The sequence below is a fragment of the Sellimonas caecigallum genome (assembly GCF_019754295.1).
GTDB classification, from domain to species: domain Bacteria; phylum Bacillota; class Clostridia; order Lachnospirales; family Lachnospiraceae; genus Sellimonas; species Sellimonas caecigallum.
The window spans coordinates 511,247-529,088 of the sequence record NZ_VIRV01000001.1; the positions used below are offsets into that span (position 1 = coordinate 511,247).

General features: G+C 46.2%; 13 protein-coding genes and 4 tRNA genes. 2 read left to right on the forward strand and 15 right to left on the reverse strand.

Annotated features, from left to right (window positions below; all coding sequences use genetic code 11):
* Window positions 1-52: 52 nt before the first annotated feature.
* The 3 genes from htpG to FLB61_RS02395 form a co-directional block, all read right to left on the reverse strand.
* On the reverse strand, window positions 53-2,098 hold the full coding sequence (htpG, locus tag FLB61_RS02385) for a molecular chaperone HtpG (protein ID WP_087211045.1): 2,046 nt from the start codon (window positions 2,096-2,098) through the stop codon (window positions 53-55).
* A gap of 118 nt (window positions 2,099-2,216) precedes the next feature.
* Window positions 2,217-5,903, reverse strand: coding sequence for an FtsX-like permease family protein (locus FLB61_RS02390; protein ID WP_221919285.1), 3,687 nt, complete (start codon window positions 5,901-5,903; stop codon window positions 2,217-2,219).
* Window positions 5,904-5,916: 13 nt separating this feature from the next.
* Window positions 5,917-6,621, reverse strand: a complete 705-nt coding sequence (locus tag FLB61_RS02395) for an ABC transporter ATP-binding protein (RefSeq protein WP_221919286.1) — start codon at window positions 6,619-6,621, stop codon at window positions 5,917-5,919.
* 95 nt (window positions 6,622-6,716) lie between these two features.
* Between FLB61_RS02395 and FLB61_RS02400 the strand changes: the two genes are divergently transcribed.
* Both FLB61_RS02400 and FLB61_RS02405 read left to right on the forward strand, forming a co-directional pair.
* Window positions 6,717-7,217 carry a GNAT family N-acetyltransferase gene (locus FLB61_RS02400; RefSeq protein ID WP_221919287.1) on the forward strand — a complete coding sequence of 167 codons (501 nt, stop codon included), beginning with the start codon at window positions 6,717-6,719 and terminating at the stop codon, window positions 7,215-7,217.
* 40 nt (window positions 7,218-7,257) lie between these two features.
* A complete protein-coding gene (locus tag FLB61_RS02405) occupies window positions 7,258-8,388 on the forward strand; it encodes a DUF362 domain-containing protein (RefSeq protein WP_221919288.1) in 1,131 nt (376 codons plus the stop codon).
* Window positions 8,389-8,468: 80 nt separating this feature from the next.
* Here FLB61_RS02405 and FLB61_RS02410 read toward each other — a convergent pair whose 3' ends face one another.
* The 12 genes from FLB61_RS02410 to FLB61_RS02465 form a co-directional block, all read right to left on the reverse strand.
* Entirely contained in the window at window positions 8,469-9,404 is a 936-nt protein-coding gene (locus tag FLB61_RS02410; RefSeq protein ID WP_221919289.1) for an SPFH domain-containing protein, read from the reverse strand.
* Window positions 9,405-9,872 carry an NfeD family protein gene (locus FLB61_RS02415; RefSeq protein WP_246599064.1) on the reverse strand — a complete coding sequence of 156 codons (468 nt, stop codon included), beginning with the start codon at window positions 9,870-9,872 and terminating at the stop codon, window positions 9,405-9,407.
* Between the two features lie 136 nt (window positions 9,873-10,008).
* On the reverse strand, window positions 10,009-11,304 hold the full coding sequence (locus tag FLB61_RS02420) for an MATE family efflux transporter (protein ID WP_087201092.1): 1,296 nt from the start codon (window positions 11,302-11,304) through the stop codon (window positions 10,009-10,011).
* A 62-nt stretch (window positions 11,305-11,366) separates the two neighbouring features.
* Window positions 11,367-12,929, reverse strand: coding sequence for a ClC family H(+)/Cl(-) exchange transporter (locus FLB61_RS02425; RefSeq protein WP_221919290.1), 1,563 nt, complete (start codon window positions 12,927-12,929; stop codon window positions 11,367-11,369).
* A 174-nt stretch (window positions 12,930-13,103) separates the two neighbouring features.
* A tRNA-Pro gene (locus FLB61_RS02430) sits at window positions 13,104-13,177 on the reverse strand.
* 4 nt (window positions 13,178-13,181) lie between these two features.
* Window positions 13,182-13,252: transfer RNA gene (locus FLB61_RS02435), tRNA-Gln, on the reverse strand.
* Between the two features lie 108 nt (window positions 13,253-13,360).
* A tRNA-Pro gene (locus FLB61_RS02440) sits at window positions 13,361-13,434 on the reverse strand.
* A 4-nt stretch (window positions 13,435-13,438) separates the two neighbouring features.
* Window positions 13,439-13,509: transfer RNA gene (locus FLB61_RS02445), tRNA-Gln, on the reverse strand.
* Between the two features lie 219 nt (window positions 13,510-13,728).
* On the reverse strand, window positions 13,729-14,943 hold the full coding sequence (locus FLB61_RS02450; protein WP_087200976.1) for an LL-diaminopimelate aminotransferase: 1,215 nt from the start codon (window positions 14,941-14,943) through the stop codon (window positions 13,729-13,731).
* A 91-nt stretch (window positions 14,944-15,034) separates the two neighbouring features.
* A complete protein-coding gene (gene dapF / locus FLB61_RS02455) occupies window positions 15,035-15,844 on the reverse strand; it encodes a diaminopimelate epimerase (RefSeq protein ID WP_087200978.1) in 810 nt (269 codons plus the stop codon).
* Between the two features lie 57 nt (window positions 15,845-15,901).
* Window positions 15,902-16,693: a polysaccharide deacetylase family protein gene (locus tag FLB61_RS02460; RefSeq protein ID WP_087211029.1), complete on the reverse strand. Its 792-nt coding sequence runs from the start codon at window positions 16,691-16,693 to the stop codon at window positions 15,902-15,904.
* Window positions 16,694-16,752: 59 nt separating this feature from the next.
* The gene (locus FLB61_RS02465) at window positions 16,753-17,769 is read right to left on the reverse strand and encodes a YeiH family protein (protein ID WP_221919291.1); all 1,017 of its coding nucleotides are present in this window, start codon (window positions 17,767-17,769) and stop codon (window positions 16,753-16,755) included.
* Between the last annotated feature and the right edge of the window lie 73 nt (window positions 17,770-17,842).

Genomic DNA, 17,842 nt, shown 5'->3' on the forward strand with positions numbered 1-17,842 from the left:
AAAGGGGGACGGGTTCCGACTCATCGGAACCCGTCCCCCTTTAACAAATTTGCTATTTTGTGAGCATCATCATAATGTCGTTGCTTCGTTTGATGAATGCTGTCATTTCTTCCGGATTCAGCGGTTTATTGGAGAGCATTGCCAGATCATAGAGCTGCTGGCAAATGATCGTTGTGTTTTCTCCGTCTTTATGGTTTTCAATATACTGTACAAGTGGGTGGTTTGCATTCAGTACAAGTGTTGTATCTGTCCCAAACATAGATGGATCCATACCTGTCATACCGTACATTTTCATCATTTCCTGCATTCTTCTGGATTCTTCGGAGAGTACCATCATGGATGCCACATTTTCGTCTTTGAGTTTTTCGATCTTGACATTCAGCTTATCGTTTGCGAGTGCTTTTTTCACGATTTCCGCAATTTCGCCGGAGCGTTTTTCAAAGGCTTCTTTTTCGTCTTCCTGCACTTCTTCTTTGAACTGATCTGTTACTTCTGCGTCAATTCTCTGGAAGTGGATATGCTGATTTCTCTGTTCTAACTGTGTGATGAACGGAGAATCGATATTGTGGGAGAGAATGACTGCATCCAGTCCCTGACTTTTGAACATGTTGATGTACTGGCTCTGCTGCTGTTCGTCTGTCACGTAATAGATTGTCTTCTTTTCCGGTTCTTTTGCTTCTTCTTTTGTATCCTCATTCTTTTCTTCTGTCTCTTCCGGTGCTTCTCCGATGAGTTCTTTCATCGTAAGGTATTTATGGTCAAGATTTTTAAAGAGGATGGAGTCCATCATTTTATCGCAGAATTTCTGATCTTTGAGACATCCGAATTTGACGAACGGGCTGATATCATCCCAGTATTTTTCATAGTTCTCAAGATCTGTATTACACATTCCAGTCAGCTTATCTGCCACTTTCTTGGAAATATATTCTGCCACTTTGTTTACGAAGCCGTCATTTTGAAGTGCACTTCTTGACACATTCAGCGGCAGATCCGGGCAGTCGATAACACCTTTGAGGAGCATCAGGTATTCCGGAATGATCTCTTTGATGTTGTCCGCGATGAATACCTGATTGTTGTACAGTTTTATCGTTCCTTCGATAGAGTCGTATTCCGTGTTGATCTTCGGGAAGTAGAGGATTCCTTTCAGATTGAACGGGTAATCCATGTTCAGGTGAATCCAGAACAACGGTTCTTTGTAATCGAGGAATACTTTTCTGTAAAATTCGATATAGTCCTCTTTTTTGCATTCGTTCGGATGTTTCGCCCAAAGCGGATGGATATCATTGATCGGAACCGGACGTTTTTCTATCTTTACTTTGTCCTGTGCCGGGGAAATTTCTACCATTTCTTTTTCGCCGTTGTCCTTTTCCCGTTCTTCCATCTTTGCATCTTCGTGGATATGTTCCACGACAATATCGGTATCTCTCAGATCTTTTTCATCGATCGTCTCATACTCTTTTTCTGCGTTTTCTTTTGCCAGATAGATTTCCACCGGCATGAAGGAACAGTATTTTTCGAGTACTTCCCGAGCGCGGTATTCATTGGCAAATGCGAGACTGTCTTCATTCAGGAAGAGTGTGATCTCTGTTCCGATCTCTTCTTTGTTCCCGGTCTGCATCTCATAGTCTGTTCCGCCTTCGCTTACCCAGTGTACCGGCTCAGCGCCTTCTTTGTAAGACAGAGTGTCGATATGCACTTCGTCTGCCACCATAAAGGCAGAGTAAAATCCAAGTCCGAAATGTCCGATCATATCGTCTTCCGTCGTCTTGTCTTTGTACTTTTCCAGGAACTGGGTTGCTCCGGAAAATGCGATCTGTGTAATGTACTCTTCCACTTCATCGGCTGTCATACCAATCCCGTTATCAATAAATTTCAGTGTCTTTTCTTCCGGATTTACAAGTACATGGATCTCTGGTTTATAATCTGCCGCCAGACTGTATTCTCCCATCATATCCAGCTTTCTGATTTTTGTGATGGCATCGCATCCGTTGGAAATCAGCTCACGGAAAAAGATATCGTGATCAGAATAGACCCACTTTTTGATGATCGGAAAAATATTTTCACTGCTGATGGAAAGGCTTCCTTTTTTTACTGACATATCTATCACTCCTTAAAAATTTTTTACTTTTTGACATCTAACAGTAATCTTAATACCGGGATTTAAAAAAGTCAATAGAAAATTAGCACTCTTTCAAAAAGAGTGCTAACAATCCAACCTATTCAACACTTTTCATCGACTCAACCATATCGATCTTCTTCAGCTTATAGTACATTACCCAGTTTACAAACAGTGAGAATGCCACTGTAAAGAGTGCACTGTACAGATAGCTCTGCCAGTTGATGACTCTGCCGAACATGACAACATCTACTTCCACTGTCGTTATGACAAACCGGTGCAGGATCCATCCGAGTCCCATCCCAATGAGGATACTCAGGAAGGTCAGCAGGATATTTTCCCTGTAGACATAGGAACTTACTTCGTTGTCGTAAAATCCCAGTACTTTCAGCGTAGCCAGCTCTCTTCTTCTTTCTGTGATATTGATGTTATTCAAGTTGTAGAGAACAACGAAGGCAAGCATTCCAGCTGATATGATCAGCACGACGATGACAAGATTCAGACTTTTAAGCATTGTGTTCAGCTGATCTTCTATACTGTTTGTATAGGTCACATTCATGACGCCGTCCTGCTTTAATATTTTTTCCCCAGTCTGATCGAGTTTCTTCTGAGAATTATCTTTCAGATCAAAAAGAAGCGTGTTATACTCCGGGACAGCTCCGTACACTTCTTCGTAAAGGTTCTCTGTCATGTAGACATAATGTTCCATATAGTTTTCACAGATGTCTGTCACAGTAACTTCCTTCTTTTCTTCTCCTTCGGCTCCCAGATAAATCTTGTCGCCTTTTTTCACATCCAATGTTTTTGCCATCTTTTCAGTAAGGATAACGCCATCATCTGTAAGCTCATAGGTCTCCTGGCTCTTTCTGTCACGAAATACAAGGAACCGGCTGATGTCATCTTTATCTCTTACAATGCATTGATAAACACTTTCTGCATCTCCCTGATCATTGGCTGATACCTGGACACGCCTCATATCCGCTTCTGCATATCCATCTACGTTTTTCATATCCGAAAGCAGTTCCTTCGTATCTGCTTTTTCCTGATCTGTTATTGTATCGCTGAGATAAACCATACCGTCATACACCTGAAGCTCCTGATACTGGAGCGTTCCGATGCACATGATAGAATCTTTTAATCCAAAACCGACTACCATCAGTGCCATACATCCCCCGATTCCTGCCAGGGTCATGAATAGCCGTTTCTTATATCGGAACAGATTGCGAATAGTGGATTTCCAGATAAAACTCAAATGCTTCCATATAAATCCAATCCTCTCCAGAAGGATCCGTTTTCCTTCTTTTGGAGAAGGCGGCCGCATCAATTCTGCCGGCTGTGCTGCAAGCGCTTTGTAGCATGCATACAGCGTGGCAAGCAATGTGCATGCCAGCGCGGCTGCCGTCGCCATAGCAGCATAACTCCACTGATATGGGATCACGATATGCGGAAGATGTGTGTACATGATCCGGTAAGAATAAATGATGATGTACGGCAGTGCTTTCTCGCCTACAAGCACACCGAGGACACTGCCTCCCAGTGTAGCAAGCAATGCATAGAGCAAATATTTTCCCGCAATGGATTTCTTTCCATAGCCAAGCGCCTTCAAAGTCCCGATCTGCCCTCGTTCCTCCTCAACCATACGGGTCATCGTCGTCAAACTTATGAGTGCCGCCACGAGGAAAAAAAGTTCCGGAAATACTTCTCCGATAGCCCGCATTCGGTCTGCATTCTCTCCGTAGCTTGTATACTCGGTAAGGATATCCCGATCACTTACATACCATGTCGGCAGGCCTATCTCGTCCAACTCAGCCCTGGCATCCGCAATCTTTTGCTCCGCTTCCTTGAATTGTTCTTCAGCTTCTCTCTTTTGCTTTTCGTACTCTTCTTTTCCTTCCGCCAATTCTTTTTCTCCGGAGAGGATCGCCTGCTGTGCCTCACTCAACTGGTTTTCTTTTTCGGCAAGAAGGTTTTCTGCTTCTGAAAGGAGCTTTTCGCCTGAAATGATCTGATTTTCCGCATCCATAAGCTGTGTCTCGGCAGACTGAAGCTTGGCTTCAGCTTCCTGGATCTGGGCTTCCCCCATGGCAAATCCCTTCTCTGCCTCTTCTTTTGCATCCAATAACGCCTGCTTTCCGGCGTTTAGCTTTTCTATTCCCGCTTGATACTGTACTTTTGCATCTGCAAGCTGTTCTTTTTTTTCGGCAAGCATCCGCTCTGATGACTCCAAAGTTTTTTCCATCTCTGCAAGCTTTGCTTCCTGGATATTCAGCTCCTCTTCTTTCTCTTTTAACTGAGTTTTTGCCTCTTCTATCTGCTGCCTTGCGTCCTGAAGTTTTTCATCTCCTTCTTTCCACTGTTTCTTCAAATCCTCAAGAACAGGTGTCAATATATCTGAAAGATCCGGATTTTCCTCAATCTGCCGTTCCATTTCTTCGATCTGTCTGGAAAGCTCATCGAGCTTCTCCTGACCTTCCTGAATTTCCTGCTCTTTTTCCGCTATTTCTGCTTCCGCTTTTTCTTTCTCCTTAAGGAAAATCTCCTTTGCCGCATTCAGTTTTTCTTTGCCTTCTTCCAGGGATTTTCTTGCTTCTTCCAGTTTTGGCTCCTGTTTTGCAATCTCCGCTTCTCCGCTTTCAATCAGTTCTGCCGTCTGGGCAAGTTTCTCCTCATTTTCTTTTAGTATGGCCTCCTGTCGGTCAAACTCGTCGTAAGCGGCGTCCCGTTTGGCTTGAAAGCTTTTCCTTTGGGCGTCCAGCTCATCTTTCCCTGTCTGCAGCTCCCTCATACCTGACTCATACTGATCTTTTGCTTCCTGAAGTGTCCCTTTTCGGCTGTCGATCTCTTCCTTTCCAGATGCCAGCGCCTCCTGCCCGTCCACAACCTGTTGTCTGCCATCTGAAAGCTGTTTTTCACTGTCCGAGATTTTCTGTCCTGCTTCAGCGAGCTGTCTGTCAGCCTCTTCTCTGGCTTCCTGAAGCTCCTGCTCTGAATCTGAAATTTCGATGTCTGCCTCTTCTCGAATCTGTGAAAGTCTTTCCTCGCATCGGGCATCCGCGATATCTTCCACACGTTCTTTTACTTCTTTGACTCGCTCGTCGTAACCGTCGGTATAAGCAGTCTCCTCCCTGGCTCCCTCTACCAACAGATATGCTTCCGTGTACACATCCATGGAAAATGCATCCGGAAGGACAACTGCAAATCCGGCAATTTCTCCATTTCCGATCAAAGAACTGCCCCTCTCAAATGAAATATAACAGGAACTGCTTCCGGCGCCGACGATTTCATATTCCTCCGAGGCAAGGCTGTCCGTGATCTCATCTGCTGTACCAGAAGAAAAACGGATCTTATCCCCAATCTGATACCCGGATGACTCCATGAAATCCTCATCCAGAAGGATCTCATCAACCGTTTCCGGCATCCGGCCCTTGGACACAGAAATGTCGTTGATGGTTGGAAGATCCGACTGAATATGTACAACTTTTTCATTTTGGCCAATTTTTGTGACGGCATCGACACTGTATCCCCCTTCGACCCGCTCCACTCCTTCGACCTTTGAAAGTGCCGTGATATCATCTTCGGTAAGTCCCATGGTACCCTGCACTTTCAGATCCATCATGTTTGTCTCATCGTAATACGTATCTCCCGAGATACGCATATCCGGCTCTGATGACCGTATCCCGGAAAAGAACGCCACGCCTAGCGCCACGATAAAGAAAATGGAGAAAAAGCGGCCTTTGCTTTTCCGGACTGCCATCCAAAACTCTTTTCTCAATGCCTTCTTCTTCATATCGTCACCACCATTACCACTCTATCGTCTCAACCGGCACCGGATGATCATTTTGGATGATCTTCGATACTTTTCCATTCTTGATATGTATGACTCGATCCGCCATCGGCGCGATGGCCGAATTGTGCGTGATCAAAATAACCGTCATCCCTTTTTCACGACACGTATCCTGCAAAAGCTTCAAAATCGCTTTCCCAGTGTTATAGTCAAGAGCTCCTGTAGGCTCATCACACAACAAAAGCTTAGGATTCTTGGCAAGGGCTCTGGCAATGGAAACTCTCTGCTGCTCGCCTCCTGAAAGCTGGGCCGGAAAATTTTTCATCCTCTTTTCCAAACCGACTTCGCGGAGAACTGTCTCTGCATCCAGCGGCTCCTTGCAAATCTGCAATGCCAGTTCTACATTTTCAAGCGCCGTAAGATTTGGTATCAGGTTATAGAACTGAAATACAAAGCCGATATCCTCCCTCCGATACCCGATCAGCTGCTTAGGTTTATATTTTGTAATATCCTCGCCATCAATCAGCACTTGTCCGCTCGTAGCCGTATCCATCCCACCAAGAATGTTCAAAACAGTTGTTTTTCCAGCGCCGCTTGGTCCTACAACGACTGCGAACTCTCCTTTTTCTATCTCAAAATCGATTCCGTCTGCGGCTCGTATCTCCACTTCCCCCATCTTGTAAATCTTTCGAACATCCTTTAATGTCACAAAGCTTTCCATAAGCCACACCTCAACTTTTGTCTTGCAGTAATTTCTTCTTATATTTATAATAACAGATAAGGGGTTGAAAAAACAGCCTTGAAGGAGGAATTTTTATGGGAACATTTTCGATTGAACATGCAAAGACTGACGTCGCTCTGGACAGGATCGCTGCACTTGCAAACGAAATCTGGCACGAACATTTTGTGCCTATCATCGGCCTTGAGCAAGTCAATTACATGGTCGGCAAATTTCAGTCTTACCCGGCTCTAAAAGACCAGGCAAAGGACGGCTATGAATACTATCAGATTTTTTCAGACGGGGTGTTTGCTGGATATATGGGCATCCATCCGGAAGAAAATTCTGTATTTCTGAGCAAGCTTTATCTTCACAAGGACTACCGCGGACAGGGTCTTGCCTCACAGACGACTGCATTCCTAAAAGAGATGTGCCGTAAACGCGGATGGAAAAAAATCTGGCTAACGTGCAATAAAAATAACGAAAACACGCTGGCCGTGTACCATCATCTCGGATTCGAAAATGTCCGTTCAGAAGTTACAGATATCGGAAATGGCTTCGTCATGGACGATTATATTTTGGAGCTCACTGTGGACTAAGAGACGATGATCCAAAAATCATTCAGAAAGGGAGATACATATGGAAACACAGAAATCAAAGGTATACTTTTCGGATCTCCGCGCCCTTCCGGGCACAAGCCTTCCGGAAAAATTAAAGAAACTCATCCGCCGCGCAGGAATCGGCGACATTGACTTTGACAAAAAGATGACAGCTATCAAGATTCACTTTGGAGAACCGGGAAATCTTTCCTTCCTAAGGCCAAACTGGGCCAAGGCCGTAGCGGATGTTGTAAAAGAACTTGGCGGAAAACCATTTCTCACGGACTGCAATACCCTCTATGTCGGACGCAGAAAAGACGCTCTGGAACATCTGGAAAGCGCTCTGGAAAATGGTTTCAGCCCGTTTTCCACAGGATGTCAGATCATTATCGGCGATGGTCTGAAAGGAACCGACGAGACTTACGTACCTGTCAAAGGCGGCGAACTCGTCACGGAAGCAAAGATTGGTACTGCCATCATGGATGCCGATATTTTCATCTCTTTGAATCATTTCAAGGGGCATGAGGCCACCGGATTTGGAGGTGCCCTGAAAAATATCGGAATGGGGTGCGGTTCCCGGGCCGGAAAGATGGAGATGCACAACAGCGGAAAACCAACGGTCGATCAGGAACGCTGCGTAGGATGCCGGACTTGTTCCAAAAACTGTGCTCACGGAGCCATCTCCTTTGACGAACACCGCAAGGCATCCATTGACCACACAAAATGTGTAGGATGCGGGCGCTGCCTTGGGTCCTGCAACTTTGACGCCATCTACAACGAAAACTCTTCCGCTGTCAAAGAGCTGGATATGAAAATCGCCGAATACTCCAAAGCAGTTTTGGACGGCCGCCCGAACTTCCACATCAATCTTGTCATCGACATCTCTCCGTACTGTGACTGTCACGGAGAAAATGACGTTCCGATCCTCCCGGATATCGGAATGTTTGCAAGTTTTGATCCGGTGGCACTCGATCAGGCCTGCGTGGATGCGTGCAACGCCCAGGAACCGATGCCTGGAAGTCTCCTTGATGACCGTATGCATGAAGAAGGATTCTGTGACCACCATGACCATTTCGTGAATACAACTCCAGACTCCGGCTGGGAATACTGCCTGGAGCATGCGGAAAAGATCGGTCTTGGCACACGCCAGTACGAACTGATCACAATATAGATATCAGACAAAAATCGATGCACCTGCCACAGACTGACGTCTGCACAAGTGCATCGATTTTTTCATTTTATGATCAAATATCAGTTTGTCTCGTTTTGTCCTACCTCAGCCAGCGATTTTACAAGCCCCGCAATTCCCTGGATCTCAGATGGAATGATGATCTTTGTAGCCTTGCCATCTGCAGCTTTCTCAAAAGCTTCCAGACTCTTCAGTGTAAGCACCGCTTCGTCTGCACCTGCTTCCCTGAGGAAACGAAGTCCGTCTGCATTGGCCTTCTGGACTTTCAGGATGGCCTCCGCCTCTCCTTCTGCCTCTTTTATCATCTTTTCTTTTTCCGCTTCGGCTCTCAAGATAGCTGCCTGTTTCTCTGCCTCTGCGTCCAGAATGGCAGATTCTTTGTGCCCTTCTGCCACAAGGATCGTGGATTTCTTTTCACCTTCCGCTCGAAGGATCGCCTCTCTCCTCTCACGCTCTGCCTTCATCTGTTTTTCCATGGCATCCCGGATCGCAGAAGGCGGAATGATATTCTTCAGTTCCACACGATTGACTTTGATCCCCCACGGATCGGTGGCCAGATCAAGCTCTGATCTCATCTTTGTGTTGATCGTTTCGCGGGATGTAAGCGTCTGATCCAGCTCCAGATCACCTATGATATTCCGAAGTGTCGTGGCTGTAAGATTCTCGATGGCCATGATCGGATTTGCCACTCCATAACAGAAAAGTTTCGGATCTGTGATCTGATAGAATACAACAGTGTCAATCTGCATCGTAACATTGTCTTTCGTGATAACCGCCTGAGGTTCGAAATCTACTACCTGTTCTTTCAAGTCGATGCGTCTTGCCACCCGCTCGATGATCGGAAGTTTAAAATGGATCCCAACTCCCCAGGTTGCCTGATATGCACCAAGCCTTTCGATGACGATCGCCTGCGCCTGATGGACGATCTTCACACAGGAAATCAGAATCAGAACAATAAGAACCAGCACGATAATCCCTAAAATTTTCATTGCCAACATTTACTTTTCCTCCTTTTCCCTTACGATCAGCTTTACGCCTTCTACCGCTTCTACAACGGCATTCTTTCCCTCCTCTATCTCTTTTTGATTGTCTGCGGATCTGGCCGTCCACTCCTGTCCGCCAAGCATTACCTTCCCTGTCTGTCCGGCATTGCTGATCCTAGCTGTGACACGGACTGTCTGTCCTATGGCACTTTCATAGTTGGTTTTTTCCGTCTTTTTATTGACGTATTTCAACGCCCATGGTCTTGTGAACACAAGAAGGACGATCGAAATCACAAGAAATCCTCCGATCTGCCAGCCCACCGAAAGCCCCGTAAAGGTAAGACCAAAAGCAGCTGCAGACCCCGCCGCAAACCAGATTGTCGTAAGTCCGACTGTGGCGATCTCAATGATCATCAGTACTACAAACAATGCAAGCCATACAATGCGCATTGTCTCCGGTGTCAGATTTGATAAAATTTCCATCCTCTTCCCTCCATAGCATGATTCTTTTCTGAATTTTGCACCATAAACTTCTTTATTTTCAGTTTACACTCTTTCTTTTTATTTTGCAAGCAGAATACTATGTCTTGACACTGTTTTTAATAATATATCTTTCTATTTACAATTTTCTGTATACCGTGATTATCATCGTCGCAAAGCATGCCGCTCCACCGATCAGATTCGATATCGGTTCGGCCAGAAACACTCCATTGACGCCAAGATTTCCAACCATTGGAAGGAAGAGTGTAAGCGGGATCACAATGATCGCTTTTCGAAGCAGAGAGAAAAATACTGCCTGCCTGGACTTTCCAAGTGCCACAAACGTAGACTGCCCTGCAAACTGCAGCGCCATCAGAAAAATTCCGAAGAAATAGATCCGGAAAGCAGGTACACCTGCCTTCAAAAGCTCCGGCTCATTATTAAAAAGATGAATAAAAACCTGAGGAAAGAAGAAAAGGGCTGCCCAGATGATGCACGTAAAAATGACACAGCTGATTCCCATGAAGCGGATGGCTTTTTTGACCCGTTTTGTCTCTCCAGCCCCGTAATTAAATCCAATAACCGGCTGTGCTCCGTTTGTCAGACCATTGACTGGCATCGTGATAATCTCCCGAACAGAGTTGATAACAGTCATCACTCCCACATACAGATCTCCTCCGTACCGTGACAGCATGGCATTGCACACGATCTGAACAGCTCCATTTGTTACCGACATCACAAAGCCGGAAAGACCCAGCCCGGTAATCTCCCTGATCAATTTCCCGTCCGGCCTCATGGCTTTTTTATTCAGTCGGAAAATCGCCCTTCTTCCTCTCAGAAATCCCAGCACATATAATGCTGATACTCCCTGGGATATGATAGTGGCGACAGCCGCCCCCTGTACACCCATGTGGAGCACGAAAATGAAAAGTGGATCCAAGACAAGATTCAATACTGCCCCCACCAGGACGGTAAGCATACCCATCTTGCCAAATCCCTGAGAATTGATAAAGTTGTTCATCCCGAGGCTTACCATGACGAACAAAGTCCCCGCCAGGTAAACAGACAGATAAGCATTGGCATACGGATAGGTCACATCACTGGCACCGAAAAGATAAAGCATCGGCTCCTTAAACAGGTAAGAAACTGCCATCAGGATACCACCGGAAACCAAAAGCATTGTAAAAGCATTCCCCATGATCTTCTCCGCCCTTACCGTATCCCCGGCTCCTCTTGCGATGGAACACAGCGGAGCACCTCCCATCCCGAACAGGTTGGCAAACGCTGTGATCATCGTAATAACAGGAAGTGCCAGCCCGATTCCGGTAAGCGCTTCCGTGGAAGCATGGGGAATATGCCCGATATAGATACGGTCTACCACATTGTAAAGGACATTGACCAGCTGGGCCACCGTCATGGGCACCGCCAGATTCATGATATTTTTTGCTACGCTTCCTTTACTGAAATCATTTATATTTTCCACATTTTTCGCCTCTTTTATTCTTTTCTGCACAGTCTGCGCATCTTGTCGTACACATCGCCATTGTGCTCCTCATCTGTCATCGTAATGATAATGTCCCCGGTCATGATCCGTGTCCGGCCCTTCGGGATCAGCTCCTTCTCGCCTCGCTTTACCGCCACCAACAGGCAGTGTTCTGGCCACAGGATGTCCCGGATCTGTTTTCCGGAAACGGCGGAATCCTCCGTCACTGCATAGTAATCCAGCACTTTCTCTCCGCCGTCTTTCTCTGTTTCCACGTGCATCCCCTCTAAAATCCGCTCCAGAAGACTCTCGTAGATCGGTTCCGATTTCAGAAGCATAGCCGTAAGATACGATACAATCGTGACAACAGAAAGAGACAGCATCTGGCTTAGGGATCCTGTCAGCTCAAAGATCAGAATGATTCCTGTCATCGGCGCACGGACAACCGCTGTGAAATAACCGGCCATAGACAGAAGGACAAAATTGTTGATGAAGATTTCCGGAATTCCAAACAAATCTGTACAGACATAACCGAAAATGCATCCCACAAATGCCCCCAACACAAGCATCGGAAAGAAAATACCTCCAGGAACTCCTGCTCCGAAACTGACTGCAGAGAACAAAAACCTCAATATAAAAAGCATCAGCAATGTTCCAAACACCATCTTCTCATGAGTCATCTGATCGATCAGACTGTGTCCGTTCCCAAGAATTTCCGGCACAGTAAATCCCAGGATACCTGCTATCCCAAACGGCACCATAACCTTAGATATCGTACCCGGAAATGGGATTTTTTTATAAATACCCTGTACTTTCAATGTAAACCAGTTGTAAAACACTCCCATCACGCCAAGGATAATCCCGAGAGCGATCAGGAAAATATAATATTTCTGCGGCAAATTCGTGGCGATCTCAAATTCAAATACCGGCTTCATTCCAAGGGCCTGGGACGTGATATAATCCGCCGCTACAGAAGCCGTCATGGCGGAGATAAACACTGCCGCCGAAAAATTTTTGTGGATTTCTTCCATCGCAAACATCACACCTGCCAATGGTGCTTGAAAAGCGGCCGCCATCCCTGCGCTGGCGCCGCACGTGAGGAGAAACTTCTCCTCCGTCTTCCCGCGTTTCAAAAATCGCGAAATTCCTTTTCCCATCATAGCCCCAAGCTGGATAGACGGACCTTCTCTCCCTAGGGCAAGCCCCGCCTGGAGACATAGGAAACCACCTGCAAACTTGGCCGGAATGATCTTGTACCATTTCTGACTGAGTTTTCCGGTCATCTCTCCCTCCAGCTGAGGTATCCCACTGCCGGATATCATCGGCTCCCATTTTACGAGAAGTCCTACAATCACGGCCATGCAGAAAAGAACTGCAAACCATCCGGCTATCCGGGACGGATGCCCTTTGGCATAAGAAAGGATCTGATTCATCCATCCGGACGCATAGGTCAAGCTAATGCGATACAAAAGAACGAGAAAGCCCGCGAAAATCCCTACCAGAAGTCCTTCGCCGATCATGATGAGCGGAAAATCCGACGCACGTTTTATTGTCTCTGATGTGTTATGTTTTTTCATTATCTATACCACCTGTCTTCTGTTTCCTATGTTTCATTATATCATCATACTGTCTATGTACAAGAGTCAACACACTTCAAACCATGTGATTCGGTCACTTTCAGCCCAAAATGTCCGAAGCGCACAAAAAAACCACAAAGTCCATTTTTTAGGACTTTGTGGTTTTCACAAATATCGGAGTGACAGGATTCGAACCTGCGGCCTCTACGTCCCGAACGTAGCGCTCTACCAAGCTGAGCCACACTCCGAAAGCTACGGATAGAGGACTCGAACCTCTACTAACAGAGTCAGAGTCTGCTGTGCTGCCATTACACCAATCCGCATCAGTATCTTCCTCTAATTGAGAGCTTTCAGGTATTCCCTGATTTGATTTTTACAAATCTGCGCAAAAAAATATACCAGACGCAACATTCTTCCAACTTTGCCGGTAATCGGAGTGACAGGATTCGAACCTGCGGCCTCTACGTCCCGAACGTAGCGCTCTACCAAGCTGAGCCACACTCCGAAAACTACGGATAGAGGACTCGAACCTCTACTAACAGAGTCAGAGTCTGCTGTGCTGCCATTACACCAATCCGCATCAGATTTGTCTGTCCGCTCATCAGCGAACAAGAATATTATATCAAAAAAAAAAGAAATGTCAACACTTTTTTTCATTTTTTTGTCATAACATGACACACAAGTTTTCCCTTGATCTGATCTTTTCTTTGAGGAAAAATCCGGCCGGTTTCCTGCCAATTCATGGCAGTTTCCCGGCCAGGTTTCTATATGCCCTGTGCAGAAAGGAGAGACATCTATTTTATAGACTCTTGATTCTCTCTACTGCTTTCGCTGTATTTTCGTATGTTCCAAACGCGGTAAGTCGGAAATATCCTTCTCCGCTTGGTCCGAATCCGGACCCCGGAGTGCCTACCACACCAGCGTTTTCCAGCAGGTAATCAAAGAAATCCCAGGACGTCATCGCATCCGGCGTTTTCATCCATACATAAGGAGAGTTGACTCCTCCATATACGGTATATCCGGCTGCTTTCAGGCCATCGTAGATCGTCTTTGCATTTCTCATATAATATGCGATCTGATCCTTGAGCTGTGCTTTCCCTTCTTCTGAGTAAACCGCAAGTCCCGCTTTCTGTACGATGTACGGCGCCCCGTTGTATTTCGTACCGTGGCGTCTTGCCCACAGAGAGTGAAGCATCACGCCGTTGCATTTTAAATCTTTCGGGATGACGGTGGCTCCGAGACGTACCCCCGTAAACCCTGCATTTTTGGAGAAGCTTCTAAGCTCAATGGCGCAGGTCCTTGCCCCTTCACACTCGAAAATCGTGTGCGGTACATTTTCTTCGGAAATGTATGCTTCATAAGCAGCATCGTAAATGATGACAGATCCGTTCTTATTGGCATAGTCCACCCAAACCTGGAGTTGATCTTTTGTGATGGCAGATCCGGTTGGATTGTTCGGGAAGCAGAGATAGATCAGATCCGGTACTTCTTTTGGAAGTTCCGGCACAAAATCGTTTTCTGCTGTACAAGGCATGTAGATCACATCACTCCACACTTCTTTTTCCGGATCATACGTACCTGTACGTCCAGCCATCACATTCGTATCCACATAGACCGGATAGACCGGATCGCAGACTGCGATCTTGTTATCCTGTGCAAAAATTTCCTGGATATTTCCGGAATCCCCTTTTGCACCGTCTGAGATGAAGATCTCTTCTGGTTTGATATCGCATCCTCTTGCTTCATAATCATTTTTTGCCATAGCACTTCTGAGGAATTCATATCCAAGATCCGGTGCATATCCATGGAACGTCTCCGCATGTGCCATCTCATCCACTGCACCGTGAAGCGCCTCGATGATAGCCGGAGCAAGAGGCTGTGTCACATCTCCGATTCCAAGGCGGATGATCGATTTGTCCGGATTTGCTTCCGTATGTGCCGCCACCTTTTTAGCGATATTGGAAAACAGATAACTTCCCGGAAGTTTCAAATAATTTTCATTGATTTTAAACATCTCTATGACCCCTTCTCTTTATTTCTTTAATGTGTTAAATTCCATACTGCGGTAATGATAACACATTTTCCGAAACACGTAAAGAGTCTTTTCAGTATTTGTCGGTATAGTCCCCTTTACAGATGATGCGGCTTGTTCCTTCCAGATACATAAGTCCGCTTCCTGTTTTCCATTCTGTACTGAGGATTCCTCCGGGCATTTCAATCTTCATTCTTCTTTTCCCACGCCCGGTCACTGCCGCCGCGGCCGCAGCCGCACAAGCTCCCGTCCCACAGGACAGCGTCTCGCCGCTCCCCCGCTCCCAAACACGCATCTTCATGCCGTATTCAGATGTCATCCTTACAAGTTCTGCATTGATTCCGCCCCGAAAAGCCGAATATTCCGAAATCTCTCTTGCATATTCCATCTTCCATTGCCGGAAACTTCCGGCATCCGGCGGAAGGAAAATGACTGCATGAGGATTTCCCATAGACACGAGAACCACCTCCGTCTTTCTCCCGCGGATCGATACAGCAAAGTGTTTCTCCCGTATATCCGGCACGCCCATACAGACTCTGACCCGGAAGTTCTTATCATCCGGATAGAGCCACAGCTTTTTTATCCCGCTGTCTGTCTCGATCTCCAACTCTTTTTTCTCCGTTTTTCCATTCTGATACACATATTGTCCAAGGCATCGGATCCCATTCCCGCACATCGTCCCCCTGGATCCGTCGGCATTATACATTTCCATCCGAAAGTCCGCCCGGTCTGACGGGCAGATGAGGATCAATCCGTCTGCCCCAACTCCATAGTGGCGGTCACTGATCCTTCTGGCAAGCGCGGAAGGATTTCGGATCTTTTCTTTCTCACTATCAACATAGATATAGTCATTTCCGCATCCTTGCATCTTTGTAAAATTCATAGGCCATCACTGTTCCATCCATTTTCTGCATTTTATGAGATCTTTTTTCTCTTTATGTCACTTTGCGAACAGCCTTTCGCACAGTCCTTGGATCTGTCTGCCTGTCACGTCGAGATGATACGGCTCGTTATAAAGAATCTTTGATAAGGGGACGAGCTGATAGCCTTCTTTTTGAAGTCCCTGTATCAGTTTGGGCAGTGCTTCAGGTGTATATTTTGCCTCGCTGTTCAGGCGTATGACGGCTCCGTTTTTGAGTTCCGGATCTTCCAGGACGGTCGCTGCTACCGCCTCCGCCCCGTAGTCTTTCCAGTCCATTGAGTCTACAGACCAGCAGACAGTCTGATATCCAAGCTCCCTGGCAGTCCGGATCAGACTTTCTCCATATCGCCCGTACGGAGGGCGGAAAAGAGACATCTTTACCCCAATCTCTTCTTCTACTGTCCTGTGTGCCGATCGTATCTCCTCTTCCTGCTCTTTTTGCATCATCCGTGACATATTTTGATGGGTTTCCCCCAAATTTCCCAAGTCATGTCCTTCTTCCACAATTCTCTTCATCGTATCCGGATAGAGCCTCGCCCACTCTCCTGTCACAAAAAAAGAAGCCTTCACCTGACAATCTTTCAGGATGTCCAGCACTTTCTTTGTCCCTTCTTCATCCCACGCAGCTTCAAATGTAAGAACCGCCTTCTTTTCCTCCGTCTCCACAGAACAGACCGGCATCTCCGTTCCATTTACACTGTTTCCCACACTCGTATATTCCATGGTATACCAGACAACGCCAGACAGCACGAGCACTGTCGTAAAACCAAAAAGAAGTATCTGCTTACCTTTTCCTCTCCTTTTCCCCATAAAAAAACCTCCGGACATCTATGGTTATTCCCATATATATGTCCGAAGGTTTGTCTGTTTTACCAGATTCCAAGTACACGCTGCATCAGAAGGCTTACCGCTGTGATCCCCACCCAACAGCAAAATCCCATAAAGATTGGCTTCCCGCCCGTCTTTACAAGCTTTACGATATTCGTGTTAAATCCGATGGCCGCCATAGCCATGACAATGAAGAACTTGCTCAGTTCTTTGATGGGAGCAGTCACGGAAACCGGAAGTGAGAACACCGTTGTGATGACAGATGCCAGCACGAAAAACAGAATAAAAAACGGAAAAATTTTTCCGATTTTAAAGCTTCCTCCCGCTTCTTTCCCTTCCTTGCGCGCTTTTTGCATCTGCCAGACAGACAGAACAAGTGTGATTGGTATGATTGCCAATGTCCTTGTAAGCTTGACGATCGTGGCGGAATCCAGCGTGCTGCTTCCATGGATGCCATCCCAAGCTGCAGCTGCCGCCGTGACGGAAGAAGTATCATTTACCGCAGTCCCGGCAAAAAGCCCGAACCCTTCGTTTGACAGGCCGATGATCCCTCCAAGTGTCGGAAAGATCAGCGCCGCGATAACATTAAAAAGAAAAATGACGGAGATCGACTGAGCAATCTCTTCATCATCCGCATCGATGACCGGAGCTGTAGCTGCGATGGCAGATCCACCGCAGATACTGGAGCCCACGCCAACGAGAGTTGCCGTCTTGGACGGGATGTTCAGCACTTTGCAAAGAACAAATGCGATCAGAAGCGATGTGGAAATTGTTGCGACGATAACAGGAAGCGATTGCCTTCCTTTCGCAAGGATATCTGTCAAATTCATCCCGAATCCAAGCAAAATGACTGCATATTGAAGAATCTTTTTTGATGTATATTTTATTCCCGGCTGCAAAGAATCATTTTTTTTCACGATCAGCGCAAGACACATACCGATGAGAATCGCAAACACCGGACCGCCGATCACTTCAAATTTCTTTCCAAGCCAGGCCGCCGGTATCGCGATGACGAGACAAAACAGCAGACCTTTGTAGTTTTCCTGTATTGATTTCATTTTCTTTCCTCTTTCTTTCCCTATTTTTTCCTTTTTCGCTCGTTATCATACCAAATTATTATAATTAAATAAA

Excerpts from the sequence above, each read along its gene's own strand:
- htpG (WP_087211045.1), bottom strand. The coding sequence starts at position 2,098 with ATGTCAGTAAAAAAAGGAAGCCTTTCCATCAGCAGTGAAAATATTTTT.
- FLB61_RS02390 (WP_221919285.1), bottom strand. The coding sequence starts at position 5,903 with ATGAAGAAGAAGGCATTGAGAAAAGAGTTTTGGATGGCAGTCCGGAAA.
- FLB61_RS02395 (WP_221919286.1), bottom strand. The coding sequence starts at position 6,621 with ATGGAAAGCTTTGTGACATTAAAGGATGTTCGAAAGATTTACAAGATG.
- FLB61_RS02400 (WP_221919287.1), top strand. The coding sequence starts at position 6,717 with ATGGGAACATTTTCGATTGAACATGCAAAGACTGACGTCGCTCTGGAC.
- FLB61_RS02405 (WP_221919288.1), top strand. The coding sequence starts at position 7,258 with ATGGAAACACAGAAATCAAAGGTATACTTTTCGGATCTCCGCGCCCTT.
- FLB61_RS02410 (WP_221919289.1), bottom strand. The coding sequence starts at position 9,404 with ATGTTGGCAATGAAAATTTTAGGGATTATCGTGCTGGTTCTTATTGTT.
- FLB61_RS02415 (WP_246599064.1), bottom strand. The coding sequence starts at position 9,872 with ATGGAAATTTTATCAAATCTGACACCGGAGACAATGCGCATTGTATGG.
- FLB61_RS02420 (WP_087201092.1), bottom strand. The coding sequence starts at position 11,304 with ATGAATCTGGCGGTGCCCATGACGGTGGCCCAGCTGGTCAATGTCCTT.
- FLB61_RS02425 (WP_221919290.1), bottom strand. The coding sequence starts at position 12,929 with ATGAAAAAACATAACACATCAGAGACAATAAAACGTGCGTCGGATTTT.
- FLB61_RS02450 (WP_087200976.1), bottom strand. The coding sequence starts at position 14,943 with ATGTTTAAAATCAATGAAAATTATTTGAAACTTCCGGGAAGTTATCTG.
- dapF (WP_087200978.1), bottom strand. The coding sequence starts at position 15,844 with ATGAATTTTACAAAGATGCAAGGATGCGGAAATGACTATATCTATGTT.
- FLB61_RS02460 (WP_087211029.1), bottom strand. The coding sequence starts at position 16,693 with ATGGGGAAAAGGAGAGGAAAAGGTAAGCAGATACTTCTTTTTGGTTTT.
- FLB61_RS02465 (WP_221919291.1), bottom strand. The coding sequence starts at position 17,769 with ATGAAATCAATACAGGAAAACTACAAAGGTCTGCTGTTTTGTCTCGTC.